The following is a 23,961-nucleotide window of genomic DNA, read 5'->3' on the forward strand; positions in this document are numbered from 1 at the left end:
GCGGCTAATTTGAAGTATTTCCATTACTTGATTAGCTTTCATAGTTTCACCTCCTTAACTAATATTATATCATATGTATTCAATAAATAGGCGAAAAGAAAATAAAAAGATCATATTATTACATCAAGACTAATAATATGATCTAATTTAGTTAATTATTTCTTACTATATACCTGAATTACTACAAGAAAGATATCTTCGCGTCTTCGAGAATTATTTAGCGGTATATTATAAGAAAAATAATCCTGTAAAAACCATAGATGTAAATGTTCAAAAAACATTTGATTATATTCTTAATCTAGAACCTACGGTACATTTCTTGCTTTACAAGATTGCTGCAGTATATTTGCAAAATTTATTTCTTGGTAACAAGGAAGAGGCACAAAAAATTAAAGACGAAATGAAAAAATATGGCTATCAAGATATAGTTAAAACTTGGCCAAAATGATTTTGTATAGTATGTGATACGAAACAACTCGATGCTGATTAATATCCTGTATGATTTAATTACTATTTATAGGCATGGCACAACAGCCGTGCCTTTTTTGAAAGGATATTTATGATCAAAGTTGAAAACCTAACTATCACAACCAGACAACCAATTTTAAAGAGTTTTACGACTACTTTTAAAACTAGAAATATCTATCAAATTATGGCAGAAAATGGTGCTGGCAAAAGCACCTTTCTTAAAGCATTAACCCAACTAGTTAACTATAAAGGGGCTATCACTTTTGATAATTTGCCATTTAATCAAATTAAGGAGAAAATATTTTTCTTTGAGGAGAACAGCTGGCTTGACCCCAATCTAAACAGCTTAGATTATCTTCAATTTGTGAAAGTTTCATGGCATTCGCAACACGATATAGATACAGAACTCAGCTTTTGGGGAATAGATCAATTTGCAAAAGTACCCATTAAAAAATATTCTCTAGGGATGAAACAGAAATTAATTATCGCTATGTACTTAGTCAGTGATGCCCAATATTTATTAATGGATGAGATTACCAATGGCTTAGATGAAGAAAACAGAAACAAGCTCTACTGTAGATTAAACGATTTGATCAGTTTAAATGACAAATGCATTATTCTAACCTCTCACTATGCAAACGAAATTAATAATTTAAATAACGTCACCAAGTTAAAACTAGAGAATTTAACAATGAATGAGGTGAAATAATGGCTTATATTCAATTTCAGCTAAAGAAGGTTTTCAAAAATAACATTTTTCTAATTACAGTACCATTATTACTAATAATTTCTTTTATCGTGCTCGGTCTTAATGCGACCACTTCTAGGAGTATGTCCTTAGAAAATCAAGCTAAGGGAAATTTAGCTATGCAAAATAACGCTATTGAACAAATGGAACATTCCTTAAAGCATTACAAAAAGAATGGCGAAGCATATAACTTAACCAAACAAAGTATTTCAGATACTAAAAAACAGCGCAAAGATAGTCAGAATCTACTCAATGCATTCAAGCAACAAAATTGGCAAGAAGTTTATCACTATCAGCTAAAAGCCGCAAATTTGGCTAAAAATATTCAATTAAAAAATCATAATGTCAGCAACGATGAAAAAAATGCTCTAACTAAAAATGTAAAATTTTTTGAATATTTAACTAAACATCCACTTCCGTATGAAGACACTCCACCCGTGACTGGAATTCAATTTTTATTAGATTTAAATCAACTATACCTGCCATTTTTATTCATTTTAGTAGTCACGTTTATTTTGACCCAACTCTATACTTCAAAATACAAAAACAAAGCAGATATTAGTTCGTTATTACCAATCACTAACAATCACAGATATGTATTTGATAATTTAATTGGCATAATCATTGCAGGTGGTATTTTTTACCTACTCAATATTTTAATATTCATAGTTGCAACACTAATTTTTAAAACTGGTAATCTGAATTATCCATTCTATCTCTACAAAAATCTAACCGGACAAACACTTAACGAGTATGTACCAACGCTAAAAATTATCATGCCAATCCTAGTACTTCAGCTTTTAGTGGGATTATTTATCATCAACTTTATCCAATTAATTTCTAATGTCGTACGTGACAAGTTTCCTACCTTATTTATTACGCTGATTTTGTTAATAGGAGTAAGTGTTTCAAGCACCGTGATTGAGCCGTTGCAAAAAGCAGCAGCATGGTTACCTACCACCTACTTTAATGTTATTGGTATAGTTTCTGGGAAAATTACAGTGCAATATCATAATAATCAAGTAACTTTTATCTCTGGCTTAATCACATTGATTGCTGGCATACTAATTACCTATTGCCTAGGCTTAATTATCAATAAAATTAGACATTAACCAAAAAAGATTGCCTCAAACGACAATCTTTTTTTCATTCCCCAGGAAATATTACCGCCCTACTTCCAAACAATAGGACTTTTCATGACAATCGGGGCAACGCAGTTTTCTCATCTTGGGCGTATGTGCAGAAAATATGAATGTTCTAAACGATGGAACAAAAGTATGACCACAATGCGGACACACATACGCCACCTCCTTGTAATAACTTTGACTCAGCTTAAATGCACCAAGCAAAACTACTAACAACATTGCTACCACCGAAATAATCATACCAATATTATTTCCTTGTCTGCCAAAATAGAAAGCTAAAATAATCCCTATAATCTCAATTGCCTCTAACAATAAACCATAAACCAACATTCTTCTTCTGAACTTCTTTAAAATAGTCTCATTAGTCATCATCTTCGTAAGGTCAGTTAATTCTAAATTACTTTGTTTGGTTAGTATTTTTTGCAAATCATGAAGTTGCTTCTGTTGTGTCTGAAACTTTTCTATTTCTTCATTATTACTCTGCAATTGCGCATTCACCAATAAAGCCAACGATTCTTGCGCATGGTCAGCCTGCAATAATGTTTTTATCTTAGCTAGAGAAAAGCCTAATTCTTTTAAATAAATAATCACCTGTAATTGCTGCACTTGATCCTCGTTATAAAAGCGATAGCCATTTTCTGCCTTAGTTGGTTTAAGTAGCTCTTTTTGATCATAAAAACGTAATGTACGCGTACTTACTTGCAATTTTTTAGCAACTTCACCAATTCCATATCTTTCTGACATTACTTTTCACCTGCTTTCTAATTCAAATATACGGTTTTACGCAAGGTAAAGGTCAAGAGTTTTTCAAAATAAAGCGTATTCATTGTCAAAATCGAATGAAATCGTTTAATTCTATTGAAATTATTAACTATTTAAGTATAATTCTAATTGAATGTTCATATTATACAGACTATGGAGGAATAAATGAATTCTATCAGTAAGTTTTTTCATCTAAAAGAGAACAATACCTCTTTTAAAACAGAATTATTGGCTGGTCTTACTACTTTTGTAAGTATGTCATACATTCTGTTCGTTAACCCAAACGTCCTAGGTGCCAGCGGTATGGATAAAGGTGCTCTATTCACCGTTACTGCATTGTCGGCTGCCTTTACCTGTATCGTAATGGGGCTTATCGCTAACTACCCAATTGCTTCCGCACCAACTTTGGGCTTAAACGCCTTCTTTACCTATACTGTTTGTTTAGGCATGAAGGTTAAGTGGCAAACTGCTTTAGCAGCTGTTTTCGTTGCATCAATTCTGTTCATTTTGTTAACTGTCTTTAAGGTACGTGAAATGATCATTGATGCCATCCCTGCCGATATTAAATATGCTATTTCCGCAGGTATCGGCTTATTCATCGCCTTTATCGGTTTGCAAGGTGGTAAGTTGATTCAAAATAGTGATTCTACCTTAGTTACTATTGGTAGTCTCAACAACCCTACTGTTTGGATCACTATCTTTGGTTTAATCATTACTATTTTCTTAATGATTGCCAGAGTTCCAGGTGCCATCTTCATCGGAATGATCGCCGCTGCTGTTTTTGGCATAGTGACTGGTCAAATTCCCATGCCTAAAGGCGTTATCTCTTCAGTTCCAAGCATTGCTCCAACTTTTGGTCAAGCAGTCTTCCATATTGGCGATATTAATACCGTTCAAATGTGGATCGTTGTCTTTACATTCTTACTTGTTACTTTCTTTGATACCACTGGTACCTTAATTGGTTTGGTTCAACAAGCAGGTCTGATGAAGGACAACAAGATGCCACGTGCTGGTGAAGCTCTAGCAGCTGATTCATCAGGTATGTTAGTTGGTTCTGTGCTTGGTACTTCCCCTGTTGGTGCCTTCGTTGAATCAAGTTCTGGTATCGCTGTTGGTGGTCGTACCGGTTTAACCGCCGTTTGGGTTGGTATTTTCTTCCTTATTTCAACTATCTTCAGTCCAATTTTGAGTGTTTTCACTACCCAAGTTACGGCACCAGCTTTAATTATTGTTGGGGTATTAATGGCCGAAAACTTGGCACACGTTCACTGGACTGATCTTGAAATTGCCATCCCATGTTTCTTAATCGCATTGGGAATGCCTCTTACATACTCTATTTCAGACGGACTTGGCTGGGGTTTGATTGTCTACCCTGTATCAATGATCGCAGCCAAGCGTTTCAAAGAAATCACGCCAATGATGTGGATTTTGTTTATTGTTTTCGTAATCTACTTCGTTGTGCTGAATGTAAAATAATTCTATCTTATAAACCCTATCTTACTTTTACATTAATAGATACCCCCATCTAACCAAGTAGCATGTCTACTTGGTTTTTATTCTAAAAAGATGTCTGTTAATAGTATGGATGATGACAGCAGATTCTATTAGATGATATAATAATCAAAGAAAGGCTGTGACTAAAATGAAATCATATAAAAAAATTCAAGCTAATGTTGACTCCTCACTAGCACTTCAAGCAGAAGGAATTTTTCAAGATATAGGGCTCAATACCACTACCGCAATAAATGTGTTCTTAAAGAAAGTTGTGGCAACTGGTGGTATCCCATTTGAATTAAAAGAAACTCCTGAACAAAAAGCCTCAAGAGAATTAATTCAAAGCATCTCAAAAATCCCCCACAAAGAAGCTAAAACCAAAAAAGAAATTGAGGATTGGCTAGATGAGGACTAATGATATTGTAGATATTTATGTTGCTTACATTGATAAGCCTGGAGGAAAAAATAGGCCTGTATTAATAATTAAATTACTAAACAGTAAAGCTTGGCTGCTAAAAATCACTTCAAAATATAAAGAAAAAAGTGAAAATATCCGAAAGCATTACTTTCCCATTTTTGACTGGAAAAAATATAATTTAGATAAACCATCATACATTGATACTAAAAATTATTTAATAGTTAATATTAGTGATTTAAATATCGAAAAATACCGAGGCCATTTCTCAATAGCAGATTTACGCAAATTAAAAGATTTTATTGACGAAAATTCAAACTAAGAATTAAGCTATATGTTTTAGTTCCTAAACACAATCTCAAATATGAGATTGTGTTTTTATTTGTCCAAATGGCATCTTTTGATAATCATTTGACGCCTTATGATGTTCGGATTCTTCTAAATTGCCGCTATACTATTTTCAACAAATCAAGTTATGAAAGATTTATTTAGGAGGAACAATTATGACATCTCAAGAAGGAAAAACTGCTTTAATTACTGGTTCATACGGTGGGCTTGGTAGCCAATTCGTTAACATTCATGCTTCACAAGGGGGTGACTAATCCTAGTTGGTCGCAATGCTAAGAAATTAGCCGATCAACAAAAAGAAGTTCGTAGAAAGTACAACGTAACGGCACATATTATCGATGTTGATCTCTCACAACCAGATGCTGCGCAAAAGATCTATGATACTTGCAAAAAGAACGGTTGGACTATTGACTACTTAATCAACAATGCTGGCTTTGGTGGTCAAGGCGAATTCATTAAAAGAAGTATGGAACAAGACATGTCCATGATCGCCGTTAACATTGAAACGCCTACTCGTTTAACTAAATTATTTTTACCTGACTTCGTAAAACGCGGCCGTTATGCCTGGCCCACTTCAAGCCGTTTACTACGCTACTAAAGCATACGTTACAAGCTGGTCAAATGCGTTATGGCGTGAAGTACAAGGCACAGGCGTTACGGTAAGCTGCTTAATGCCTGGCGCTATGCAAACCGGTTTTATCAATCGTGGTGATTTGAGTTCAACTCAATTATTCGCCCATGCGGTTAGTCCAGAAGGTGTTGCAAAAGCTGGGTATGAAGGAATGATTGAAGGCAAGCTTAACATTACCGCTGGTTTAACTGTAGCCCAAAAACCATTCATGAAATTGGCACCAATGTTACCTAAGAAGATGCTCATGAATAATGTTTATAAGATGCAAGAACAAGGTAGTAGAAAGTAATCAACTTATCTTATAATATGGATCAAAAGGATGGTATTTGAATGAATCACTTTATTTTAGATGGTCGCTATGAAGACCTACTCTCTCATTATAAATTTAACGTTGAAGAAGCACTTAAAAAAGCCAATATTCCCTACCCTCTTTTCTAGTTTTATCAGAATTTGCATTTTTAGTGGGACTTTTGCGCAAGACGACCAAAGAAGCCATTTCCCCGCTGAAGATCACAATGACATCCCCCGTCAATGATGAGCAGGTCATTAACTTCTTTGGCTGCAAAATCGAATCGGGTAAAAGCAAAACCATTACTTTTGCCAAAAAAGACTTGCAGGTCAATTTTATTAGTTATAACTAAGCAATGTGGGATTATTTCAAGCCTGAATTAACTAAACGCTTATCTGAATTATCCGTTGATGATTCAACTAGTGCTAGAGTACGTAGCATATTGACCGAATTACTCCCTAATGGTGAATTTACAATTGACGATGTAGCTAAAAAGTTAGGTTATTCTAAACAGACTTTACAGAGAAAGTTGAGTAGCGAAAACACTACTTTTCAAAAACAACTGAACTCCACCCGAGAAGTTTTAGTGCTAAATTATTTACAAAACACCGATATGACAACTAGCGATATTGCTTACCTTCTAGGCTATCAGGAATTTAATTCGTTCTTACGTGCCTTCAGCATCTGGAAAGGCATGAGCATTAGCGAATATCGTGAAAAAATGAATAAATAATAAAAAGCAGATATACTTTCTGTTTTTTTACTTTATAAAGGAAATAATATAAAATTTTTGCTATAATTTACTTTATAAAGGAAATAATATGAAAATTGCTAAAAATTTACTTTATGAAGGAAATAATATGCAGTTAAATTTAATTAACCGCCCACAGTATTTAAATCAATTACTTCAATTTCAAAATACAGAATTCATCAAAGTACTGACGGGAGTACGAAGATCAGGCAAATCTTATATTTTAATGCTTTATCGTGAATATTTACTCAAACACAACATAAATGAAAATCAAATCATTTATATTTCTTTTGAAGACTTTGATAATATAGATCTTTATGAACCTAAAAAGCTTTATTCATACTTAAAAGAACGAATTATTAGTGACCAAAGAATGTACATTCTACTTGATGAAATCCAATATGTATCAGATTGGCAAAAAGTAGTAAATAGCCTTCGACTTAATCCTCTACTTGATATCACAATTACTGGCAGTAATTCCAATCTATTAAGTGGAGAATTAGCAACCTTACTATCAGGAAGATATGTAGAAATACATGTTTATCCTCTTTCTTTTAAAGAAATGCTAGATTTTAAACATATTTCTGAACCATCAGAGCGTCAGATTGATAACTTATATGATGAATACATTAAATATGGTGGTTTCCCCGCGGTAGTGTTAGCAAAAGAAGAATTAAAACAAACTATTCTTTCTGGAATTTACAATACCATTATTGTCAATGATATCGGCTACAAAAATGGATTAAGAGAACCAGAATTAGTTGCATTAGTAGCTAAATATCTAGCAGATTCGATTGGTCAATTAATTAATCCGAACAAGATTGTAAATACACTAAAATCAGCAAATTTTGATATCTCTTATAACGCTGTGCAGCGTTACCTTAAATATTTTGAAGAAGCATATCTTTTTTATAAATCTAGTCGTTATGATATTAGAGGGAGAAAGATTCTTTCTACTCAAGGTAAGTATTACATTGTAGATACTGGTTTGCGTACCCAAGCTTTAGGAGAAAGAAATAATGACCGCGGTAGTGTTTTAGAAAATATAGTTTATGTCGAATTACTTCGCCGGGGCTACACAGTTCAAATTGGTAAATTAGATAATAAAGAAATTGATTTCATCGTTTCCAAGGTAAATGATAAACAATATATTCAAGTAACCTACCAGCTTCCAGAAAATTCTACTAGAGAAACTGATAATTTACTTCAAATTCCAAATAACTACAAAAAAATAGTCATCACTGGCCGATATGAAAATGAAGAAATGATTTCCGGTATTCCAATAATCAATATTAAAGATTGGTTATTAAGCTCTAAAAACTGATCAAAATAGGATCGACTAACTCATGTCGATCCTATTTTTAAATTAAATTATGTTTTTTACAATAAGTAAAAATTCCGTCATCTTGCACGCTGCCACAGATGTCATCAGCAATTTCCTTCACATCGTCTGTTGCGTTCCCCATTGCAACGCCGTGACCAACAGTCTTTAACATTTCAATATCGTTGCCGCCATCACCAAAGGCTATTGCTTCGCTCACAGAGATTTGATAATAATCTAACACTTTTTCAATTGCTACACCCTTACTACCAGTAGCTGGAATAATATCTGCTGCTCTATCCCACCAAGCTGTTACCTTAGCATTTTGCGTATTAGCTACAAGTCTGTCATAATCTTTTTCACGACAGCCTACCATTATTTGATAAACCGTATCCTGATCGACAACCACATCAAAATCTGGCGCCACTTTCAAATCCGTTCCACCAATAGCAAAGTATTCCTTTAAATCCTCATCAACACCATTAGCTGCAATCCGTGTTTTGGTAGCTACAGCTAACGGCCGATTTATTTTCTGAGCATTTTGAATCACCTGCAAGACATCTCCTTGCCTTAACGGATTATCAAAAACAATGTCTTGATCGTTATAGCAGTAAGAACCATTAAAAGTTAAATATGCATCAAAATCTACACCCAACTTAGGCAGTTGCACTGGTGGTCTGCCTGATGCAATACAAATCATAATGCCGTTGTCTTGTAAAGCATGCAGTGTCTCTAGCATTTTAGGTGTAATTGATTTTTTCTTTTCAATTAAAGTACCATCTATATCAAAAAATATTATCTTAGGTTTGCTCATTATTTTTACCTTCTAAAGAATTTTCTACTAATATTATACTTTAACCGATATTTCCCAGGAAATATTAAAATTGAGCTCTCTTCCTCAACATCTGTGCTAAACTAGATTCAATTAGTTTCTTTAAAAGTTAATAGTTACGGAGGAATTTTTAAATGCAGACATTGGAAAAAGTCTTTCATTTACAAGATGCTCATACCACTGTTAAACGTGAGTTAATCGCTGCTTTAACCACTTTTGTCAGTCTCTCCTACATCTTATTCGTTAACCCAAACATTTTGCACGCAGCTGGTATCCCTAAAGGTGCCGCTTTTACTGTAACAGCTCTTGCCACAGCAGTTGGGTGTTTTTTAATGGGTTTTATTGCTAATTATCCGATTGCCTTAGCTCCAACCTTAGGTAGCGGTGCCTTTTTCGCTTATAACGTATGTGTTGGGATGCATATTTCTTGGGAAACAGCTTTGGCTGCAGTCCTTGTTGCTTCAGCTTTATTCATTTTAATTACTGTCTTTAAATTACGCGAATTAGTGGTTAATGCCATTCCACAAGATATGAAGTATGCTATTTCAGCAGGAATTGGGTTATTCATCGCTTTTATCGGTTTAAAAAATGGTCAATTAATTGTTAACAGTGACTCAACCTTAGTTACTTTAGGAAAATTTAGCACTCCAGCAGTTTGGATCACATTATTTGGCTTAATTTTGACTGTTGTATTAATGGCATTAAATGTGCCTGGTTCTATCTTTATTGGAATGATTGTTACTGCCATCTTCGGTATGATCATTGGTCAAATTCCATTGCCACACAGTATTATCTCTGGTGCACCAAGTATTGCGCCAACTTTTGGTCAAGCTGTCTTCCATATTAAAGATATTAATACAGCCCAACTATGGATGGTTGTACTAACCTTCCTGCTGGTTACTTTCTTTGATACTGCCGGTACTTTAATTGGGATGACTGAACAAGCTGGCATGGTTGATAAGGATGGCAAGATTCCACGGATCGGTCGCGCCTTTTTAGCCGACTCAACTGCCATGGTTGAAGGTGCTGTCTTTGGTACTGCCCCACTTGGAACTTCTGTAGAATCAAGTGCCGGAATTGCTATGGGTGGTCGTACTGGTCTTACCGCAATTTTTGTAGGGATCTTCTTCATTATCAGTATGATTTTCAGCCCGTTACTTCAAGTAATTCCAACTACTGTAACAGCTCCAGCATTAATTATCGTTGGAGTTTTGATGGCAAGTAATTTGAAAAAGATTAACTGGGAGAAGTTTGAAATTGCTTTTCCTGCCTTCCTTACTGTTGTAGGGATGCCATTAACCTACAGTATTTCAGATGGTTTGGCATTAGGCTTGATTGCATATCCAATCACAATGATTGCTTCCAAGCGTTACAAAGAAGTTAGTCCAATGATGTATATCTTGTTTGTGGTATTCGTCATCTTCTTCTTGGTTACTAATTTATAACATGCTATTACGACTCATTCTTTTAATTAAGAATGAGTTTTTTCTTTATAATAATATAGCTAGTTTCACATGAAACACACATACGAGAGGTATAATCATGAAGTTAAACAAAAAAGCACTTTGGATCATCGGAACTTTAATATTATCTGCCATTACTGGTATATTTTTCTATGTCAATGGACACAGTACGTCTACCACCACTATCGGGGTTATCTTAGCGGGAATAACTTTATATTTTCTATTTCAGACTGGTCAATTGTATAAAAAGATCTGGATTAAGATCTTAGTTTATCTTATTGATGCAGTTTGGATTTTAATTGTGTTATTGATAATTAGCTTGTTTATTTACTGATTTCACAAAAACTTGCAAACTTATACATAATTTATTGCTTTATCGTTTACAACCGTAAATTTAAGTGGTATAGTTACATATGTAAACGATAGGAGGAAAAAATGGTTAAACTGCAAGAAAAAGAGAGCACAATTTCTGACAGTGAATGGGAAATCATGCGAATTATCTGGACGATAGAACCCGTGAGCTCTACTAAAATAATTCAAGAACTTCAAGCTAAGAAAGATTGGTCTGAATCAACAATTAAGACCCTATTGCGTCGCTTAGTTAATAAAAACTTGCTAAGCACTACTAAGGAAGGCCGACATTTCGTTTACTCGGCCAAAGTTAACCAAACACAAGTAATGACTGAAGCAGCACAGGAATTGTTAGATCGGATGTGCAACATGCATAAAGGAGAAGTTATCCTGCAACTACTTGCAGATTCTCCTATTTCTAAAAATGACTTAGCTAAAATGAAGCAGATCATTGATCAAAAAGAAAAGACTGCCCCTGAAACAGTGCCATGCAACTGTTTACCAGGAAAAGAGCATCTGTGCTAAAGAGAGGTAAATAAAATGGAAATTTCACAAATTATTACACTAATTGTAGCCATTCTACTAATTGGCTTTATCCTCTGGTGGTTCTTTGGTAAACATACAGAAACTGTCGGGACCGCTAATGTAGGCCAAGGATCACAAGAAGCAGATATCGTTGTTAAAGGCGGTTACTCCCCTTCAACGATTGTCTTAAAGCAAGGCGTTCCCGCCAAAGTGAACTTCGACATGCAGGACTCAACTGCCTGTTTATCCCATGTCGTCTTTGAACAACTGGGCGTTGATAAAGATTTAACCAAGCAAAAAGTTACTACAATTGATATTCCTACTGATAAAAAAGGCACTTATAATTTTGCCTGCGGAATGGGTATGTTTCATGGAAAGGTTGTTGTTAAATAATGAGTATTTTTTCAAAGAATCAAACTAAAAAAGTTGTTGTTAATGCAGAAAATCATGGTTATAAACCAAACACAGTTACTTTCAAGCAAGGTAAACCAGCTCAATTAAAGTTTATTCCATCAGATAATATGGGCTGCATGAATGAAGTAGTCTCTAAAGATTTAAATTTTGACCAAAAATTAGATGGTAAAAAAGAAGTTACGATTGACATTCCAACTGACAAGCCAGGTACTTACACCTACGCTTGTGGAATGGATATGTTCCGCGGAAAGGTTGTTGTTAAATAATGAAGCTCTCAAATATTAAGCGCTTCTGGATTTCATTTATTTTAGCAATTCCAATGCTAATCCAGATGTTTGCCACGCCATTTCACTGGATGATGCCGGGCTATAATTGGATCGCCTTTATCACGACTACAATCATAATGGCAATTTCTGCTGCGCCTTATTGGAGCAGTGCTTGGTCCGCTTTTAAGCACCATAACGCTAACATGAACACGCTGATAGCCGTTGGTACTTCAATAGCATACTTCTACAGTATCTTCGCCATGTTTACTGGCCGTGAAGTTTATTTTGAAACTGCTGCTTACGTAACCGTCTTCGTTTTACTCGGGGATGCCCTGGAAGAAAAGATGCACAATAACGCTTCAAATGCCTTAGCTAAATTGATTGACCTTCAAGCTAAAGACGCTGAAGTTGAGCGCAATGGCGAGTTTGTTAAGGTACCTCTTGACCAAGTCAAGGTTGGCGATATCATCCGCGTTAAGCCAGGTGAAAAGGTTCCTGTCGATGGTGTAATTGTTAATGGATCATCAACTCTTGATGAATCAATGGTTACTGGTGAAAGTATGCCAGTTACTAAGAAAAAGGGTGACGATGTTGTTGGTTCAACGATCAACACCAATGGTACTTTTACCTTTAAAGCAACTAAGGTTGGTAGCGAGACCATGCTATCTCAGATTGTTGATTTAGTTAAAAAAGCCCAAACCAGTCATGCGCCGATTCAAAACCTAACTGATAAAATATCTAATATCTTTGTCCCAGTCGTTTTAATTATTGCAATTATTACCTTCGTAATTTGGTATGTTTTCTTAGGCGCAACATTGGTTAATGCTATGCTCTTCGCCGTTTCAGTAGTCGTAATTGCTTGTCCATGTGCACTAGGTTTAGCGACACCAACTGCTTTAATGGTTGGTACTGCCCGTAGCGCTAAGATGGGCGTTTTAATCAAGAACGGTGAAGTTCTTGAAGAAGTTAGCGACATTGATACCGTTGTGTTTGATAAGACTGGTACAATTACCGTTGGTAAGCCACAAGTTACTAATGTTGTAGGTGATAAAAACAAGGTCTTAACTATTGCAGCTAGTTTGGAAGAAAATTCTGAGCACCCACTAGCAACCGCTGTAGTTAAAGCTGCTAAAGAAGCAAAGACTGAAATTAAGTCTATACAAAACTTTGCAGCTATTGAAGGCCGCGGAGTTAAGGCAAACTATGGCAATCAAGAAGCTTTTGTTGGTAGCGATCGTTTATTAGAAGATATTTCTATTTCCCAGGAAATGAAAGATCAGGCTCTCCAACTTCAAAAAGAAGCAAAAACTGTAGTCTATGTTGGCCTAGGTAATGACATCATTGGCTTAATTGCCATTCAAGATGTACCTAAAGCAAGTTCTAAGCAAGCAATTGCGGAACTTAAAAAGCGTGGTTTAAAGACGGTGATGCTTACCGGTGACAATCAAAATGTTGCCGAAGCTATTGGGCGCGAAGTTGGTATTGATCAAGTTATAGCAGGCGTTTTGCCAACCGAAAAAGCTACTGAGATCAAGAAACTACAAAATGAAGGCAATAAAGTGGCCTTTGTCGGTGATGGTATTAACGACGCACCTGCACTGTCTACAGCTGATGTCGGCATCGCCATGGGATCAGGTACCGATATTGCTATTGAATCTGGTGGAATTGTTCTCGTTCAAAATGACTTAATGGGCGTAGTTAGAGCACTTGAGATCTCTAAGAAAACTTTCAACAGAATCAAATTAAACCTCTTCTGGGCTCTTATTTACAACACTATTGGTATTCCAATTGCAGCAGGTTTATTCATGGCCTTTGGTCTGCAGCTTAGTCCTGAACTTGCAGGCTTAGCTATGGCCTTCTCTTCTGTTTCTGTTGTAACTAGTTCACTTTTATTGAATAAAACAAAAATTGCTGGTGAAACAGCTCAAGTTTCAAAGTAAAATAATTCTCCGACCGGATATTTTAATCCGGTTTTCTTTTTGTAAATTTTTCAATTTGCGACTTAAAGTTTCAGCAGTAATACCCAAATATGATGCTAAGTCTTTCTTTTTTAACTTTAATTCCACATTTTTACTCCCCTGTTTTTGAGCTAAGTCTTGCAAATAGGCCATTAAGCGTTCCTGAGCATCCATTGAATTGCGCCGAATAGAGTTAGTTTCGATTGTAACCAGCTGCTCGCCAAAATTATTAAGCAAATTCAATGCTAAATCTGGCGTCTTTTTCAATAACTTTTGAAAATCACGACGCTCAATAGAACAAACATAAGTATCTTGTAAAGCCTGCACAAAGTTTTCCTGGGCATGTTCTTGAAAAAGATTCTGCTGTCCATTAGCATCGCCTTGATTCAGCACACCTAATACGGTCTCTTTACCGTCTTCGTTGAGATTGTAAATCTTGGCACTGCCTTGATCCATAAAAAGCATTCCGTTCTTACCATCACCTGGTTGTCGAATAATACTGCCTTTTGGAAAATATTCTTGATGCGTTGAAATTGGTACTAGTTTTTCTAACATTTCATTTGGCAAATTTTTAAATATGGCTGCTTTGCGAATACAAGCCATGGGTGAATGTTGCATAAAAGCCTCATTTCTTGATCTAAGTCAATTTATTTTTATCTGCATCTTAATACAATGTATTTAACAACTCAAGCAGAAAGGAAATATTAATCATGACTAAATACATCGCACATATTGAGCCTTTAAACGCTGAAAAAATTGGTACCAAGGCACACGGTACTGCCACTTTTGAAGAAAAAGGTGATCAACTACATATTCACGTTGAGATGTTTGATACTCCAGCAAATATTGAACACTGGGAACATTTCCATGGCTTCCCGAATGGTCAAAAAGCTCATGTACCAACTGCAGCTCAAGACGTTAACCATGATGGCTTTATTGATTTACCAGAAACTGAGCCGGTCTCAGGAACTACAATGGTGCCACTTGATGATGCCCCAGAAAACATGAATATTCCTCATGATGGTTATCCTGTTGCCGACAGTAATGGACATTATGAATATGAGATTGATGTCTCATTAACAAAGCTACAAAAGAAATTCAAAGCTGCCTTTGGTAGCGATAAACTACAACTAGACAAGCGTGTAGTTTACGTTCATGGTGTACCTGCAGATCTGGAATTACCTGATACTGTAGGTGGTTGCGTAATGAGTTATGATGCCCATACTACCTTGCCAATCGCAGCTGGTGAAATTGAAAAAGCTTAAGTTAAAAGCCATTCCTTGTGAATGGCTTTTTGCATCCTTTCTTATTTTTTGATAACATAGATATAGATTATGTAAAGTATCTAAGAAAAGGAGATGTTTTATAAGTAGGCTTAGATCCTACTCTTATGGAGAATAACGAAAAAATTATCCAAGAAAAGAAACGCGAAAAATTTATTAAAACTAAAAAGAATTACAAGCGTGCACCACTAATGTCAGTTCACTTAAGAGTGATGATGGCCGTTATCTTAGGTCAAATCGCCTGTGGCTATTCCCTGGGAATTAGTGGTACCGCTCTTTCTAATGCAGCTAAATATATCAACATTAGTGACTTCTGGACTGGATTAATTGGGGCTGGTGCTTTAATTGGCCTTGCTGGTAGTCTTTTGGTCGGTCGACTTTCTGATAAAATCGGTCGCCGTAAACTCTTAATGTGGAATATGTATATATTAGCTGCTTTTTCTTTATTACATCTAATAACCGCTAATTTTAGCTTAACCTTTATCCTCCGTATTGGAATTGGTTTAATGATTGCTGTTGACTATACTGTAGGGAATGCCTTGTTAACCGAATGGCTACCTAAGGGTGAAGACAGCAAGCGCCAGAGTCATTTATTAATCTACTGGACTATTGGTTTTATTTTGTCTTACCTAGCTGGTAGTTTTATCACTGGATTTGATAGTTATACTTGGCAAATAATCTTAGCAACAAGTGCAGTACCTGCACTAGTAACTGCTATCTTCAGAAGTCTTTTCCCACTCCCTGCTTCACCAGGCTGGCTAGCAAGTAAGGGTAAGATTAAGACGGCCAACAAGGTCATTCGTAAGCACATGGGACGCAAATGGAGATTACCTGCCCGCTTTATGAAGCGGAATAAAAAGAAAACGCCTAGAAATATTTCCTGGGCAATTTTATTTTCCAAGCAATATCTGCGACGTACTCTAGTAGGTGGGATTTTCTATGCCTGCCAAGCCTTCTCATTTTTCGGTATTAGTATCTTCTTGCCAATTTTATTACAAAGCATGAATATCACTAGTGGAAATATCTCAGGAATTATCTACAATGGTGGGATGTTCATTGGTGTGCTAATCGGTACCTGGATCTTTAACAAGGTTAGCCGCCGCTTCTATCTTATCAGTAATTTTCTAATCTCAGGTCTGCTAATCGGCATTTTAGCAATAGTACCTAACTTAAATTCAATACTTAAATTAGGTATTTTTACGTTATTTGCGATTATTTTATCAGCTGGTTTGATCCTAGATTATCCTTATCCGACTGAATTATTTGATCTGAAGGTACGAGCAACTGGTGTAGGTACTTGTATTACAATCAGCCGAATCGGGGCTGCCGCAGGGACTTTCTTATTGCCCGTCTTAACTAATGTGGGTGGTGCTAGCCTGGCAATGCTAGTTTGTGCGATTGTTTTACTCTTTGCCTTTATCGTTTGCCTCATCTGGGCACCGGAGACCTCACCCCAATTTATGAAAAAATAAAATAATCAATATTCTACACAAAAAGACAGATTACATATGATGCAATCTGTCTTTTCTTATTTCTTATCTTTTTTCTTCTTGTCCTTAGAATCCTTATTTAATAATTCTTCTGGATCCTTATGCTTAGGCGTCTTCTTTGGATCTGGTACAGTCGCAAAGCGATCAAGCATCTTCTGTAAGTTATTAGGGTTGTCAAAAGTTAATCCCATAAAACATCTTCCTTTCGTTTTCTCAATTATATTAAAATTTCAATTCAAATGACAATAATTTTAACCCTCATTATCAATAAATTGTTGCATCTTAATCATTTCTGAACCAGCCAGATCAACACTAATTAAATCACTATAATCATGATCGCTAGTATCTCCTAAACCATATTCAGTTACAATTTTTAGGTCGAAGCCACTATCAGAGCGATCTTCAATTAAGCCTAACCGATCAGGATAATGATAAATTGAATCACTAATTTTCACTATTTGATCTTCGGGCCAATTATCAATAATTTCTGCCGGTGACTGAATTTCATCCCGTAATTTAACTGAACGCTCCAGCCTGTCCGGATCAAAACTGCCATTATTTTTTTGCCATTGAACTAAAAAATTAAAGAAGAGCAAGCGCTCGGAATCTTCAGTAATATGCGTTATATGGCTCCTAGCAATCACTGCAATTGATTCAACCTGCCCTAACTCATTGATGCTCTCGAATACCAGATTATCATCGTCATACTTGAGTACTTTACCAATAGCAAAACTACCATATTGATCATCAAAGGTATAATCAAAATAAATTTCAACCAGATCCAAGTCGTTAGTGAATTCTTGCTTCTGTGATTGCCGCAAATATTGGGTAAATAAGCGATTATCAATGGCATTAGTGTCGACACAAACAATATCGTCAAGTGGTATAACGGTGGCATAATGCTCTAAAGTTAATTCATTGCGTTCTAAAATACGTACCTCTTGCTGATCAAGCTGAGTAATTAAGCCAGTGTAAGTAGCACCTGTATTCACCTCAAAAGTTGTAAAGGGTTGCGCGTCAGCTACGTTAATCAGTAAATCATGCAGATTAGTAAAATCCCAGGCTAACACTGTCTTATTTAATTGCTCTAAGTTAAATGAATCCTTAACTTGAGTAATCATATAATAGCGTAGATTAGGCGTATCGTCTTCAATCTTAGCTACTTGATCTTCTTTAATAAAGACTATTCCACCTAAATTACCGCCTTGATCGACTGATTCAAAGGTAATCCAGCCATGATGTTGCGTGATGATGCGGCCAATATAGTAAGAATTTGCATCAACTACCGTAATACTTGCATCCCCATCTAAGTTATATTTTTCTTGATCAGCCTTAAGCGTGATTTGTACAAGTTTATTCAATTTTTCGCCCCCTCTTTTTTCTTCCGTGAATTTAATTGTCGCCTAATCATTATTTTTCTGCAAGAAAAAAGAAGACGGTATTGCCATCTTCTTTTAGGTAGTTTTTCTAACTAATACGCGTGGTGCTAGTTAAATCGTTCTAGACAATATGCCATATTATAGGTCAAAATGGCTATTTCTAGCCGCTGTTGAAAGCCTGCTAGATTCCTTGCTCGGTTGTTTTCAGTATTGTAATAGCTAAGCAAGAAAAAGTCGCTTTCAATCGTTCTCCTAATTGCCATTAATTAGTGATCGTTATGCTTTTTAGAGCCTTTCATATTTTTGCGATATGGCGTCCAAAGCACATATCCCATACGCTCGTCTCTTTGGCATCATGTACCGACGCCTTAGTAACTGCGTAATCAAGCAGATAGCCATCATCACTCACTATCGCGTGGACCTTGAAGCCATAATAGTAGACTTTTTTGGTGGCTTTATAGCCAATATCGGCTATGCCACGGAAAATTTTAACGCGATAATTGCGAACAGGCTGACAAACTGGAACAGGAAAACTGTCAATAATCAAAAATTCTCCAGCAACCCTTACTTCTTTATTCCAAGCTTGACGGATACAGCGAATTAAAGGCAGGAGCATCCGAGCTCGCCGATTAAAGCGAGAATGAGACAAGCCAACAAAGAATTTACAAAATCTTCGTTGAGACTCAATCCCAATTTCAGTTTGCCAAATGAGCATCGCTAAGATAGAGCTGTCAGAAAGCTTGGTACGATCAACATTTTTGCGATGTTTAAGCTTATCGGGAGCATAGAGTTTATACAGAGAGCGGCAGATTACATTTAAGCGACTAAAACTAACTTGTAAATGGTGAGAGAAACGATTAAGCTTGAGGTAGTTCAATTAGATCAGACTCTTTTCTATTAATTTAAGTTACAGCTTGAGTCTAATCCGATTGGACTTTTTTGATAACTAAAACGATTTAACTAGCACCACGCGTTTGCAGATCAGTAAAACTAGTTGGATCATTGATAGCAATAATCTCCTCACTGATTTGCGGATACAGCCTGCAGACTACACTATACGGAAAAATTATTGATAGAGCTAAATCTTGTTCTCCAGAACGATTTCTAATCGAATGTATTTCCTGAGAATTAACAATAAAGATTTTTCCAGGCTTAGTGTTATATTTTTTACCGCTAATTTGAAAATTATCGATGTTTCCTCTTATCGTATAGCTAAGTTCAATCCCACGATGCCAATGCGGAGCAATATAAAACGGAATTTTATTGTCATGAAAAACGAAATACCATACGTTTAACGGATCGGTAGGAATTACTACTTCGTGAAGATTCTTTTCAGACATTATAGTTTTTCACCATTAACGTGTAGCAACAAGTTGTATAAAGCTCCAAATAAATTTGCATCATTCTTAAATTTAGCTTCAACAATCTTAGGACGAGTCAAAGTCATCTTGTACATTGGCATTTGATCCAAAAATTGATCATATGCACGATTGATTTCTTCAACTAGAATCGGTTGCGCTGAGATTCCACCACCAATCGCAATTGTTGTCAAATCTACTACTGATTGGATATTAACAATGATGCCAACCACATCCCAGCAATAGGAACGTAGTATTTTCAAAGCTTGCTCATTGCCCGAATTGATAGCTTCAAAAGCAGCTAAGCCATCAGTTTCATCCTCATTGCCGATCGCTTTAATGACCTGGCTAACCATGCGAACTGCCGAGCCCATAGTTCCAGCAATATCATCAAAACCCATTTCTTTGGCCATCTTTAAAACCATGAAGCTCAATTCACCGGCTTGGAAGTGAGCACCATTTAATAAGCGACCATTCACAATTATTCCGCCACCTACTCCTGAACCAAGAGTAATAGCAGCACAATTTTGCAAGTCCTTCAAATTTCCTAGCCAATTTTCAGCCAAAACACTAGCCTTGCCATCATTTATTACTGCGACTGGAATGTTGAGATCCTTATATATTTCTGAAAAATCAATCCCATCAAGAAATGGCAATGCGCCACCGAAATGAATCTTCGTGTATTCAATTTTACCTGGTGCACAAAAAGCTAGACCCTTGATATCTTTTTCAGCGTAATTTTTAACTACTTGATCAACTGTCGTCAAGAACTTTTCTTTTTCATGTGGTGATTTTGTTTTGCCCTTTTCAATAATATTGCCGGCATTGTCTAACAAAGCATATTTTAAGTTAGTCCCACCAATATCAATACTTAGATAATTTTTCATCTCATATGTATTCGCTTTCATTATCATTACCACAATTGTACTCAAAGCTCAAAAAGCAAACAAGCCAAATATTGATCATAATTTGGCTTGTTTGACATTATTTAGTTTAAAATTTTACGCTTCTTTTCTAGTTTGTTGGCTGATTAAAGCAAAATCAAGATGACGATAAGCATTCAATAAAACTATGGTACTTAAGAACCAAGTAGCCGGATAAATCCAGTTGGCCATCCGAATATCCTGGAAAAATGGCTTGGTACCTAATAAAACTGCTAACCTTACTACAACCCAGCAAAGCATCATTGCTAACATTGGGATCGTCGCTTTCCCTGCACCACGCATTACTGAAGCAATTAAATGCGTAATCGCAACCAAGAAAAAGAAGAAACCACAAACTCTTGCACGCCCAACACCAAAGGCGACGACCGAAGGCGTCGGATCAAATAGCGCGATCAGTTGCGGCGCAAAGGTAAATACGCTTAAGCCGATTATTTCCGCAATCAGCACTGCCAAAATCACTCCAAACCGAACACCCTCTTTAATTCGCTTAATTTTTCCGGCACCAAGGTTTTGCGCCACAAACGTCGTCAAAGCTAAAGTGAAACTAGTTACTGGTAGAAAAGCAAAACCCTCAACGCGAGTATAGGCCCCGATTCCTGCAACTGCATGTGCACCAAACATGTTGATATATGATTGAATAACCACATTAGACACGGAAATTAACGAATTCTGTAATCCTGATGGTAAACCATAATCAATCGTCAGCTTCAACATCGGCCGATATATTTTAAGATGGCGCAGATCTACCCGACTTGGACCTTTTAGCTTACGCAATTTATTATAAGCAAGACAAGCAGAAAATGTTTGTGCTATTACTGTAGCCAAAGCTGAAAAGCCAACGCTTAAATGAAGCCAATAGATAAAAATAATGTCAAAAGCAATATTTACTACTGATGAGGCAATTAGGTAATACAAAGGACCCTTACTATCACCATTGGCTTGAAGGATACTAATAAAAGTGTTGTACATAACAAAGCCCATTGATCCCAAAAAGTATACTCGTAAGAATTCTACTGATTCAGGCATAATGCTTTTTGGCGTTCCCATTAATATCAGAATTTGTGGAGTCAACACTACACCAATGATTATCAACAAAAAGCCACAAATAAAGCCCACAGCAACCACTGTAGCCACTGCTTCGCGTGTGTGTTGATCAATTTTAGCACCAATACATTGTGCTATTACTACTCCTGCACCCATCGCTAGTCCTTGGAATAACCCGATTAGCAACATGATCAAACTTCCAGACGATGAAACTGCAGCTAAAGCATTCGACCCAATTACATTACCAACTACCAACGAATCGGCAGCACTATACATTTGTTGGAATAAATTTCCCAAAAATAGTGGAATTGCAAATTTAATTATCTGACTTCGATATGAGCCTTCAGTCATTACAATCGCGTCATTATCCACCTAATTCCCCCTTACTTATCCAAACCGTTAAATAAATATCATCTTAACTTATAATTTAATTAAATCACAGGGAAAACAACTATACAAACAGTGACTTGGTTCTCCAAGTACCATGATGCCACCGGTAGATCATCAACATTGCGCGCAAACTTTCATCGATCGCATATGCAATCCATACACCTACTAACCCCATATGAAAGACAATTGCCAATAAATATGAAAATGGCAAGCTAATTAGCCATAGCACAGTTAAACTACATGCAAGCGGAAATCTAACATCCCCACTCGCATTTAATGATCCTACCAAAGTCATATTAACCGCTCTTGCTGCTTCAAGAATAATTTCGACCAAGAAAACCCAGCGTGCCAATTCAATGATTTCAGGTTTATTTGTATAAATATGCATAATTGGCGTAATGAAAATAAAGGTCACGATTGAAATTGAAGTTGAAATTCCCACATTTTGCACCATTGACCGAAAGCCTCTTTGATATGCTCCTTCGAAATCTTTTGCGCCAACAGTACGACCAATAATAATTTGATTTCCTTGACATAAGGCTGAAGCCGTTAAAAATACAAATTGAGTAATCGCTGAAACATACGATTTGGTAATCAATACATTAGTTCCTAAAGTAGCAACAATCATTGTGACTACCACTTGAGCCCCGGAATAAGAGACTGATTCACCTGATGAAGGTAATCCTAACTTAAGAATTTGTTTTAAAAATGGTATCGAAAACCGTTTGAAGTTAACTTTTAACACATTGAACTTCACATATCGCTTAACTAAATAAATTGCTACAATCCCCGCACAAAATTGGCCAAAGATACCTGAGATTGCAATCCCTCTAACGCCAAAATTAGGTAAGCCGAATGGTGAGAACAGCACCAAATAATTCCCACAAACCGCAAGAATATTAGCGATAGTTGGCACAATCAAAGCTTGCAAGGTTAAACCATGCGTTCTCAAGCAAGCTAACATGACAGAATTTAACGCCAAAATAATCGTTCCTGCTCCGTACAGCTGCATATAAGGGATCGCAATTGCAATTGCATCATCTGGAATGTTCAAGAAGCGTAACAGAGGGTATGGCAAAAGAATAAAAATAGCTCCTAAAAGCAGACCAATTCCAATTGCTCCAAAGATTGCTGTATTCATTACCTTAGGAATCTCTTTGTGTTTTTTGGCACCAAGAAATTGCGCAATCATGATTTGTGTACCTACCGTTACAAACCCATAAACATTATATGAAAAGCCAAGAAATTGGTTGCAGGCACCAACAGCAGCTACAGCCACTTCATCAAAGTGAGAAATCATCCATACATTGACGTTTCCCACCATCACATTGAAGAGAAATTCAATAAAAATTGGCCAGCTTAGAATGATTAATTCTTTGTCTGATCGGTTTAAAAACTTCATGGCAATACCTAACCTTTCAAAATAAAATTGAAACCGTTTTATTCGATTTGTACATATTTTATTCTATACACATAAAAGGTAAAGACAAAAGCTATACTTTTTTCAATTAATCTTGATATCTGAAATTTAGTCCCAAGCTAATTCATAAACCTTATTTGAAACAGTTTTATTTTTACCGTTAACATTAGCATGGTATGCAACAGTTAAGTAACCGTGATTCTCATCAATGATTTGGATACTTTCAACTTCACTATGTTCACCTGAAATATCTAATCCACCAAATGCACTTAAATTTACATTTTCCCATTGAGATTGGTCATTACGAGCATAAAATGGAATCTTTACAATTTCCTTGTGATAGTATGACCATGAACCATTACTTAAACTTGGTGATTTTTGACTAGTAATATAAATATTACCAGAATTATCTAGATCACGCGTGGTGCTAGTTAAATCGTTCTAGACAATATGCCATATTATAAGCTAAAAT

General features: G+C 36.1%; 25 protein-coding genes and 3 pseudogenes. 16 read left to right on the forward strand and 12 right to left on the reverse strand.

Going from position 1 to position 23,961, the window contains the following annotated elements; genetic code table 11:
* Positions 1-559: 559 nt before the first annotated feature.
* The gene (locus CP366_RS08525; RefSeq protein ID WP_065990178.1) at positions 560-1,177 is read left to right on the forward strand and encodes an ATP-binding cassette domain-containing protein; all 618 of its coding nucleotides are present in this window, start codon (positions 560-562) and stop codon (positions 1,175-1,177) included.
* Complete coding sequence (locus CP366_RS08530) at positions 1,177-2,328, forward strand: hypothetical protein (protein ID WP_089147845.1); 1,152 nt, start codon at positions 1,177-1,179, stop codon at positions 2,326-2,328. The genes CP366_RS08525 and CP366_RS08530 overlap by 1 nt, the downstream gene beginning before the upstream one ends.
* Positions 2,329-2,379: 51 nt before the next feature.
* Here the strand turns inward: CP366_RS08530 and CP366_RS08535 are convergent, their stop codons facing one another.
* Positions 2,380-3,105: a MerR family transcriptional regulator gene (locus CP366_RS08535; RefSeq protein WP_089147844.1), complete on the reverse strand. Its 726-nt coding sequence runs from the start codon at positions 3,103-3,105 to the stop codon at positions 2,380-2,382.
* A gap of 183 nt (positions 3,106-3,288) precedes the next feature.
* Between CP366_RS08535 and CP366_RS08540 the strand changes: the two genes are divergently transcribed.
* The 4 genes and pseudogenes from CP366_RS08540 (at position 3,289) to CP366_RS10950 (ending at position 6,300) form a co-directional block, all read left to right on the forward strand.
* Positions 3,289-4,599, forward strand: coding sequence for an NCS2 family permease (locus tag CP366_RS08540; protein ID WP_089147299.1), 1,311 nt, complete (start codon positions 3,289-3,291; stop codon positions 4,597-4,599).
* A 166-nt stretch (positions 4,600-4,765) separates the two neighbouring features.
* Positions 4,766-5,032, forward strand: a complete 267-nt coding sequence (locus CP366_RS08545; protein ID WP_005720719.1) for a type II toxin-antitoxin system RelB/DinJ family antitoxin — start codon at positions 4,766-4,768, stop codon at positions 5,030-5,032.
* A complete protein-coding gene (locus tag CP366_RS08550) occupies positions 5,022-5,354 on the forward strand; it encodes a hypothetical protein (RefSeq protein WP_013087080.1) in 333 nt (110 codons plus the stop codon). The genes CP366_RS08545 and CP366_RS08550 overlap by 11 nt, the downstream gene beginning before the upstream one ends.
* A gap of 279 nt (positions 5,355-5,633) precedes the next feature.
* Positions 5,634-6,300: pseudogene (locus CP366_RS10950) on the forward strand (SDR family NAD(P)-dependent oxidoreductase).
* Positions 6,301-6,414: 114 nt separating this feature from the next.
* Here CP366_RS10950 and CP366_RS10810 read toward each other — a convergent pair.
* Positions 6,415-6,615, reverse strand: coding sequence for a hypothetical protein (locus tag CP366_RS10810; RefSeq protein WP_180707126.1), 201 nt, complete (start codon positions 6,613-6,615; stop codon positions 6,415-6,417).
* A gap of 40 nt (positions 6,616-6,655) precedes the next feature.
* Here CP366_RS10810 and CP366_RS08570 point away from each other — a divergent pair, with 40 nt between their 5' ends.
* Together CP366_RS08570 and CP366_RS08575 are read left to right on the forward strand one after the other, a co-directional pair.
* On the forward strand, positions 6,656-7,033 hold the full coding sequence (locus tag CP366_RS08570) for an AraC family transcriptional regulator (RefSeq protein ID WP_089146641.1): 378 nt from the start codon (positions 6,656-6,658) through the stop codon (positions 7,031-7,033).
* 127 nt (positions 7,034-7,160) lie between these two features.
* Positions 7,161-8,375 carry an ATP-binding protein gene (locus CP366_RS08575; RefSeq protein WP_180706825.1) on the forward strand — a complete coding sequence of 405 codons (1,215 nt, stop codon included), beginning with the start codon at positions 7,161-7,163 and terminating at the stop codon, positions 8,373-8,375.
* A 37-nt stretch (positions 8,376-8,412) separates the two neighbouring features.
* On the opposite strand, the gene CP366_RS08580 is transcribed toward CP366_RS08575, so the two are convergent.
* A complete protein-coding gene (locus tag CP366_RS08580) occupies positions 8,413-9,186 on the reverse strand; it encodes a Cof-type HAD-IIB family hydrolase (protein ID WP_089146642.1) in 774 nt (257 codons plus the stop codon).
* Between the two features lie 152 nt (positions 9,187-9,338).
* Between CP366_RS08580 and CP366_RS08585 the strand changes: the two genes are divergently transcribed.
* From CP366_RS08585 to CP366_RS08610, 6 genes are all read left to right on the forward strand, one after another.
* A complete protein-coding gene (locus tag CP366_RS08585) occupies positions 9,339-10,649 on the forward strand; it encodes an NCS2 family permease (RefSeq protein ID WP_089147843.1) in 1,311 nt (436 codons plus the stop codon).
* Positions 10,650-10,746: 97 nt separating this feature from the next.
* A complete protein-coding gene (locus CP366_RS08590; RefSeq protein ID WP_057726305.1) occupies positions 10,747-11,001 on the forward strand; it encodes a hypothetical protein in 255 nt (84 codons plus the stop codon).
* A gap of 101 nt (positions 11,002-11,102) precedes the next feature.
* Entirely contained in the window at positions 11,103-11,543 is a 441-nt protein-coding gene (locus CP366_RS08595) for a CopY/TcrY family copper transport repressor (RefSeq protein WP_089142934.1), read from the forward strand.
* A gap of 15 nt (positions 11,544-11,558) precedes the next feature.
* The gene (locus CP366_RS08600) at positions 11,559-11,936 is read left to right on the forward strand and encodes a cupredoxin domain-containing protein (protein ID WP_089145305.1); all 378 of its coding nucleotides are present in this window, start codon (positions 11,559-11,561) and stop codon (positions 11,934-11,936) included.
* The gene (locus CP366_RS08605) at positions 11,936-12,223 is read left to right on the forward strand and encodes a cupredoxin domain-containing protein (protein WP_005724722.1); all 288 of its coding nucleotides are present in this window, start codon (positions 11,936-11,938) and stop codon (positions 12,221-12,223) included. The genes CP366_RS08600 and CP366_RS08605 overlap by 1 nt, the downstream gene beginning before the upstream one ends.
* The gene (locus CP366_RS08610; RefSeq protein WP_089147842.1) at positions 12,223-14,163 is read left to right on the forward strand and encodes a copper-translocating P-type ATPase; all 1,941 of its coding nucleotides are present in this window, start codon (positions 12,223-12,225) and stop codon (positions 14,161-14,163) included. The genes CP366_RS08605 and CP366_RS08610 overlap by 1 nt, the downstream gene beginning before the upstream one ends.
* Here the strand turns inward: CP366_RS08610 and CP366_RS08615 are convergent.
* Positions 14,155-14,799 (reverse strand): Crp/Fnr family transcriptional regulator, encoded by a 645-nt coding sequence (locus CP366_RS08615; RefSeq protein WP_005720745.1) that lies wholly within the window; start codon positions 14,797-14,799, stop codon positions 14,155-14,157. The genes CP366_RS08610 and CP366_RS08615 overlap by 9 nt on opposite strands.
* Positions 14,800-14,891: 92 nt before the next feature.
* Between CP366_RS08615 and CP366_RS08620 the strand changes: the two genes are divergently transcribed.
* Positions 14,892-15,446 carry a hypothetical protein gene (locus CP366_RS08620; protein WP_005720746.1) on the forward strand — a complete coding sequence of 185 codons (555 nt, stop codon included), beginning with the start codon at positions 14,892-14,894 and terminating at the stop codon, positions 15,444-15,446.
* Positions 15,447-15,571: 125 nt separating this feature from the next.
* Positions 15,572-16,936 carry an MFS transporter gene (locus CP366_RS08625; protein WP_005720747.1) on the forward strand — a complete coding sequence of 455 codons (1,365 nt, stop codon included), beginning with the start codon at positions 15,572-15,574 and terminating at the stop codon, positions 16,934-16,936.
* A 56-nt stretch (positions 16,937-16,992) separates the two neighbouring features.
* Here CP366_RS08625 and CP366_RS08630 read toward each other — a convergent pair whose 3' ends face one another.
* From CP366_RS08630 to CP366_RS08665, 8 genes and pseudogenes are all read right to left on the reverse strand, one after another.
* Positions 16,993-17,145 (reverse strand): SPJ_0845 family protein, encoded by a 153-nt coding sequence (locus CP366_RS08630; RefSeq protein ID WP_003624933.1) that lies wholly within the window; start codon positions 17,143-17,145, stop codon positions 16,993-16,995.
* Between the two features lie 60 nt (positions 17,146-17,205).
* On the reverse strand, positions 17,206-18,315 hold the full coding sequence (locus CP366_RS08635; protein ID WP_013087090.1) for a hypothetical protein: 1,110 nt from the start codon (positions 18,313-18,315) through the stop codon (positions 17,206-17,208).
* 125 nt (positions 18,316-18,440) lie between these two features.
* Positions 18,441-19,210: pseudogene (locus tag CP366_RS08640) on the reverse strand (IS982 family transposase).
* A 79-nt stretch (positions 19,211-19,289) separates the two neighbouring features.
* Positions 19,290-19,673, reverse strand: coding sequence for a cupin domain-containing protein (locus tag CP366_RS08645; protein WP_061205015.1), 384 nt, complete (start codon positions 19,671-19,673; stop codon positions 19,290-19,292).
* Entirely contained in the window at positions 19,673-20,578 is a 906-nt protein-coding gene (locus tag CP366_RS08650) for an ROK family protein (protein ID WP_013682702.1), read from the reverse strand. Before CP366_RS08650 ends, CP366_RS08645 begins: the two co-directional genes overlap by 1 nt.
* Before the next feature lie 114 nt (positions 20,579-20,692).
* The gene (locus CP366_RS08655; RefSeq protein WP_012845486.1) at positions 20,693-22,051 is read right to left on the reverse strand and encodes an MATE family efflux transporter; all 1,359 of its coding nucleotides are present in this window, start codon (positions 22,049-22,051) and stop codon (positions 20,693-20,695) included.
* A 79-nt stretch (positions 22,052-22,130) separates the two neighbouring features.
* Positions 22,131-23,471: an MATE family efflux transporter gene (locus tag CP366_RS08660; RefSeq protein WP_089147841.1), complete on the reverse strand. Its 1,341-nt coding sequence runs from the start codon at positions 23,469-23,471 to the stop codon at positions 22,131-22,133.
* Positions 23,472-23,597: 126 nt separating this feature from the next.
* Positions 23,598-23,894 (reverse strand): annotated as a pseudogene (locus CP366_RS08665) (helveticin J family class III bacteriocin); the annotation flags it as partial.
* Positions 23,895-23,961 lie beyond the last annotated feature (67 nt).

This window comes from Lactobacillus sp. UMNPBX15 (genome assembly GCF_002553785.1).
GTDB classification, from domain to species: domain Bacteria; phylum Bacillota; class Bacilli; order Lactobacillales; family Lactobacillaceae; genus Lactobacillus; species Lactobacillus crispatus.

Coding starts and splice junctions, on each gene's coding strand:
- CP366_RS08525 (WP_065990178.1), top strand. CDS start 560: ATGATCAAAGTTGAAAACCTAACTATCACAACCAGACAACCAATTTTA.
- CP366_RS08530 (WP_089147845.1), top strand. CDS start 1,177: ATGGCTTATATTCAATTTCAGCTAAAGAAGGTTTTCAAAAATAACATT.
- CP366_RS08535 (WP_089147844.1), bottom strand. CDS start 3,105: ATGTCAGAAAGATATGGAATTGGTGAAGTTGCTAAAAAATTGCAAGTA.
- CP366_RS08540 (WP_089147299.1), top strand. CDS start 3,289: ATGAATTCTATCAGTAAGTTTTTTCATCTAAAAGAGAACAATACCTCT.
- CP366_RS08545 (WP_005720719.1), top strand. CDS start 4,766: ATGAAATCATATAAAAAAATTCAAGCTAATGTTGACTCCTCACTAGCA.
- CP366_RS08550 (WP_013087080.1), top strand. CDS start 5,022: ATGAGGACTAATGATATTGTAGATATTTATGTTGCTTACATTGATAAG.
- CP366_RS08570 (WP_089146641.1), top strand. CDS start 6,656: ATGTGGGATTATTTCAAGCCTGAATTAACTAAACGCTTATCTGAATTA.
- CP366_RS08575 (WP_180706825.1), top strand. CDS start 7,161: ATGCAGTTAAATTTAATTAACCGCCCACAGTATTTAAATCAATTACTT.
- CP366_RS08580 (WP_089146642.1), bottom strand. CDS start 9,186: ATGAGCAAACCTAAGATAATATTTTTTGATATAGATGGTACTTTAATT.
- CP366_RS08585 (WP_089147843.1), top strand. CDS start 9,339: ATGCAGACATTGGAAAAAGTCTTTCATTTACAAGATGCTCATACCACT.
- CP366_RS08590 (WP_057726305.1), top strand. CDS start 10,747: ATGAAGTTAAACAAAAAAGCACTTTGGATCATCGGAACTTTAATATTA.
- CP366_RS08595 (WP_089142934.1), top strand. CDS start 11,103: ATGGTTAAACTGCAAGAAAAAGAGAGCACAATTTCTGACAGTGAATGG.
- CP366_RS08600 (WP_089145305.1), top strand. CDS start 11,559: ATGGAAATTTCACAAATTATTACACTAATTGTAGCCATTCTACTAATT.
- CP366_RS08605 (WP_005724722.1), top strand. CDS start 11,936: ATGAGTATTTTTTCAAAGAATCAAACTAAAAAAGTTGTTGTTAATGCA.
- CP366_RS08610 (WP_089147842.1), top strand. CDS start 12,223: ATGAAGCTCTCAAATATTAAGCGCTTCTGGATTTCATTTATTTTAGCA.
- CP366_RS08615 (WP_005720745.1), bottom strand. CDS start 14,799: ATGCAACATTCACCCATGGCTTGTATTCGCAAAGCAGCCATATTTAAA.
- CP366_RS08620 (WP_005720746.1), top strand. CDS start 14,892: ATGACTAAATACATCGCACATATTGAGCCTTTAAACGCTGAAAAAATT.
- CP366_RS08625 (WP_005720747.1), top strand. CDS start 15,572: ATGGAGAATAACGAAAAAATTATCCAAGAAAAGAAACGCGAAAAATTT.
- CP366_RS08630 (WP_003624933.1), bottom strand. CDS start 17,145: ATGGGATTAACTTTTGACAACCCTAATAACTTACAGAAGATGCTTGAT.
- CP366_RS08645 (WP_061205015.1), bottom strand. CDS start 19,673: ATGTCTGAAAAGAATCTTCACGAAGTAGTAATTCCTACCGATCCGTTA.
- CP366_RS08650 (WP_013682702.1), bottom strand. CDS start 20,578: ATGAAAAATTATCTAAGTATTGATATTGGTGGGACTAACTTAAAATAT.
- CP366_RS08660 (WP_089147841.1), bottom strand. CDS start 23,471: ATGAAGTTTTTAAACCGATCAGACAAAGAATTAATCATTCTAAGCTGG.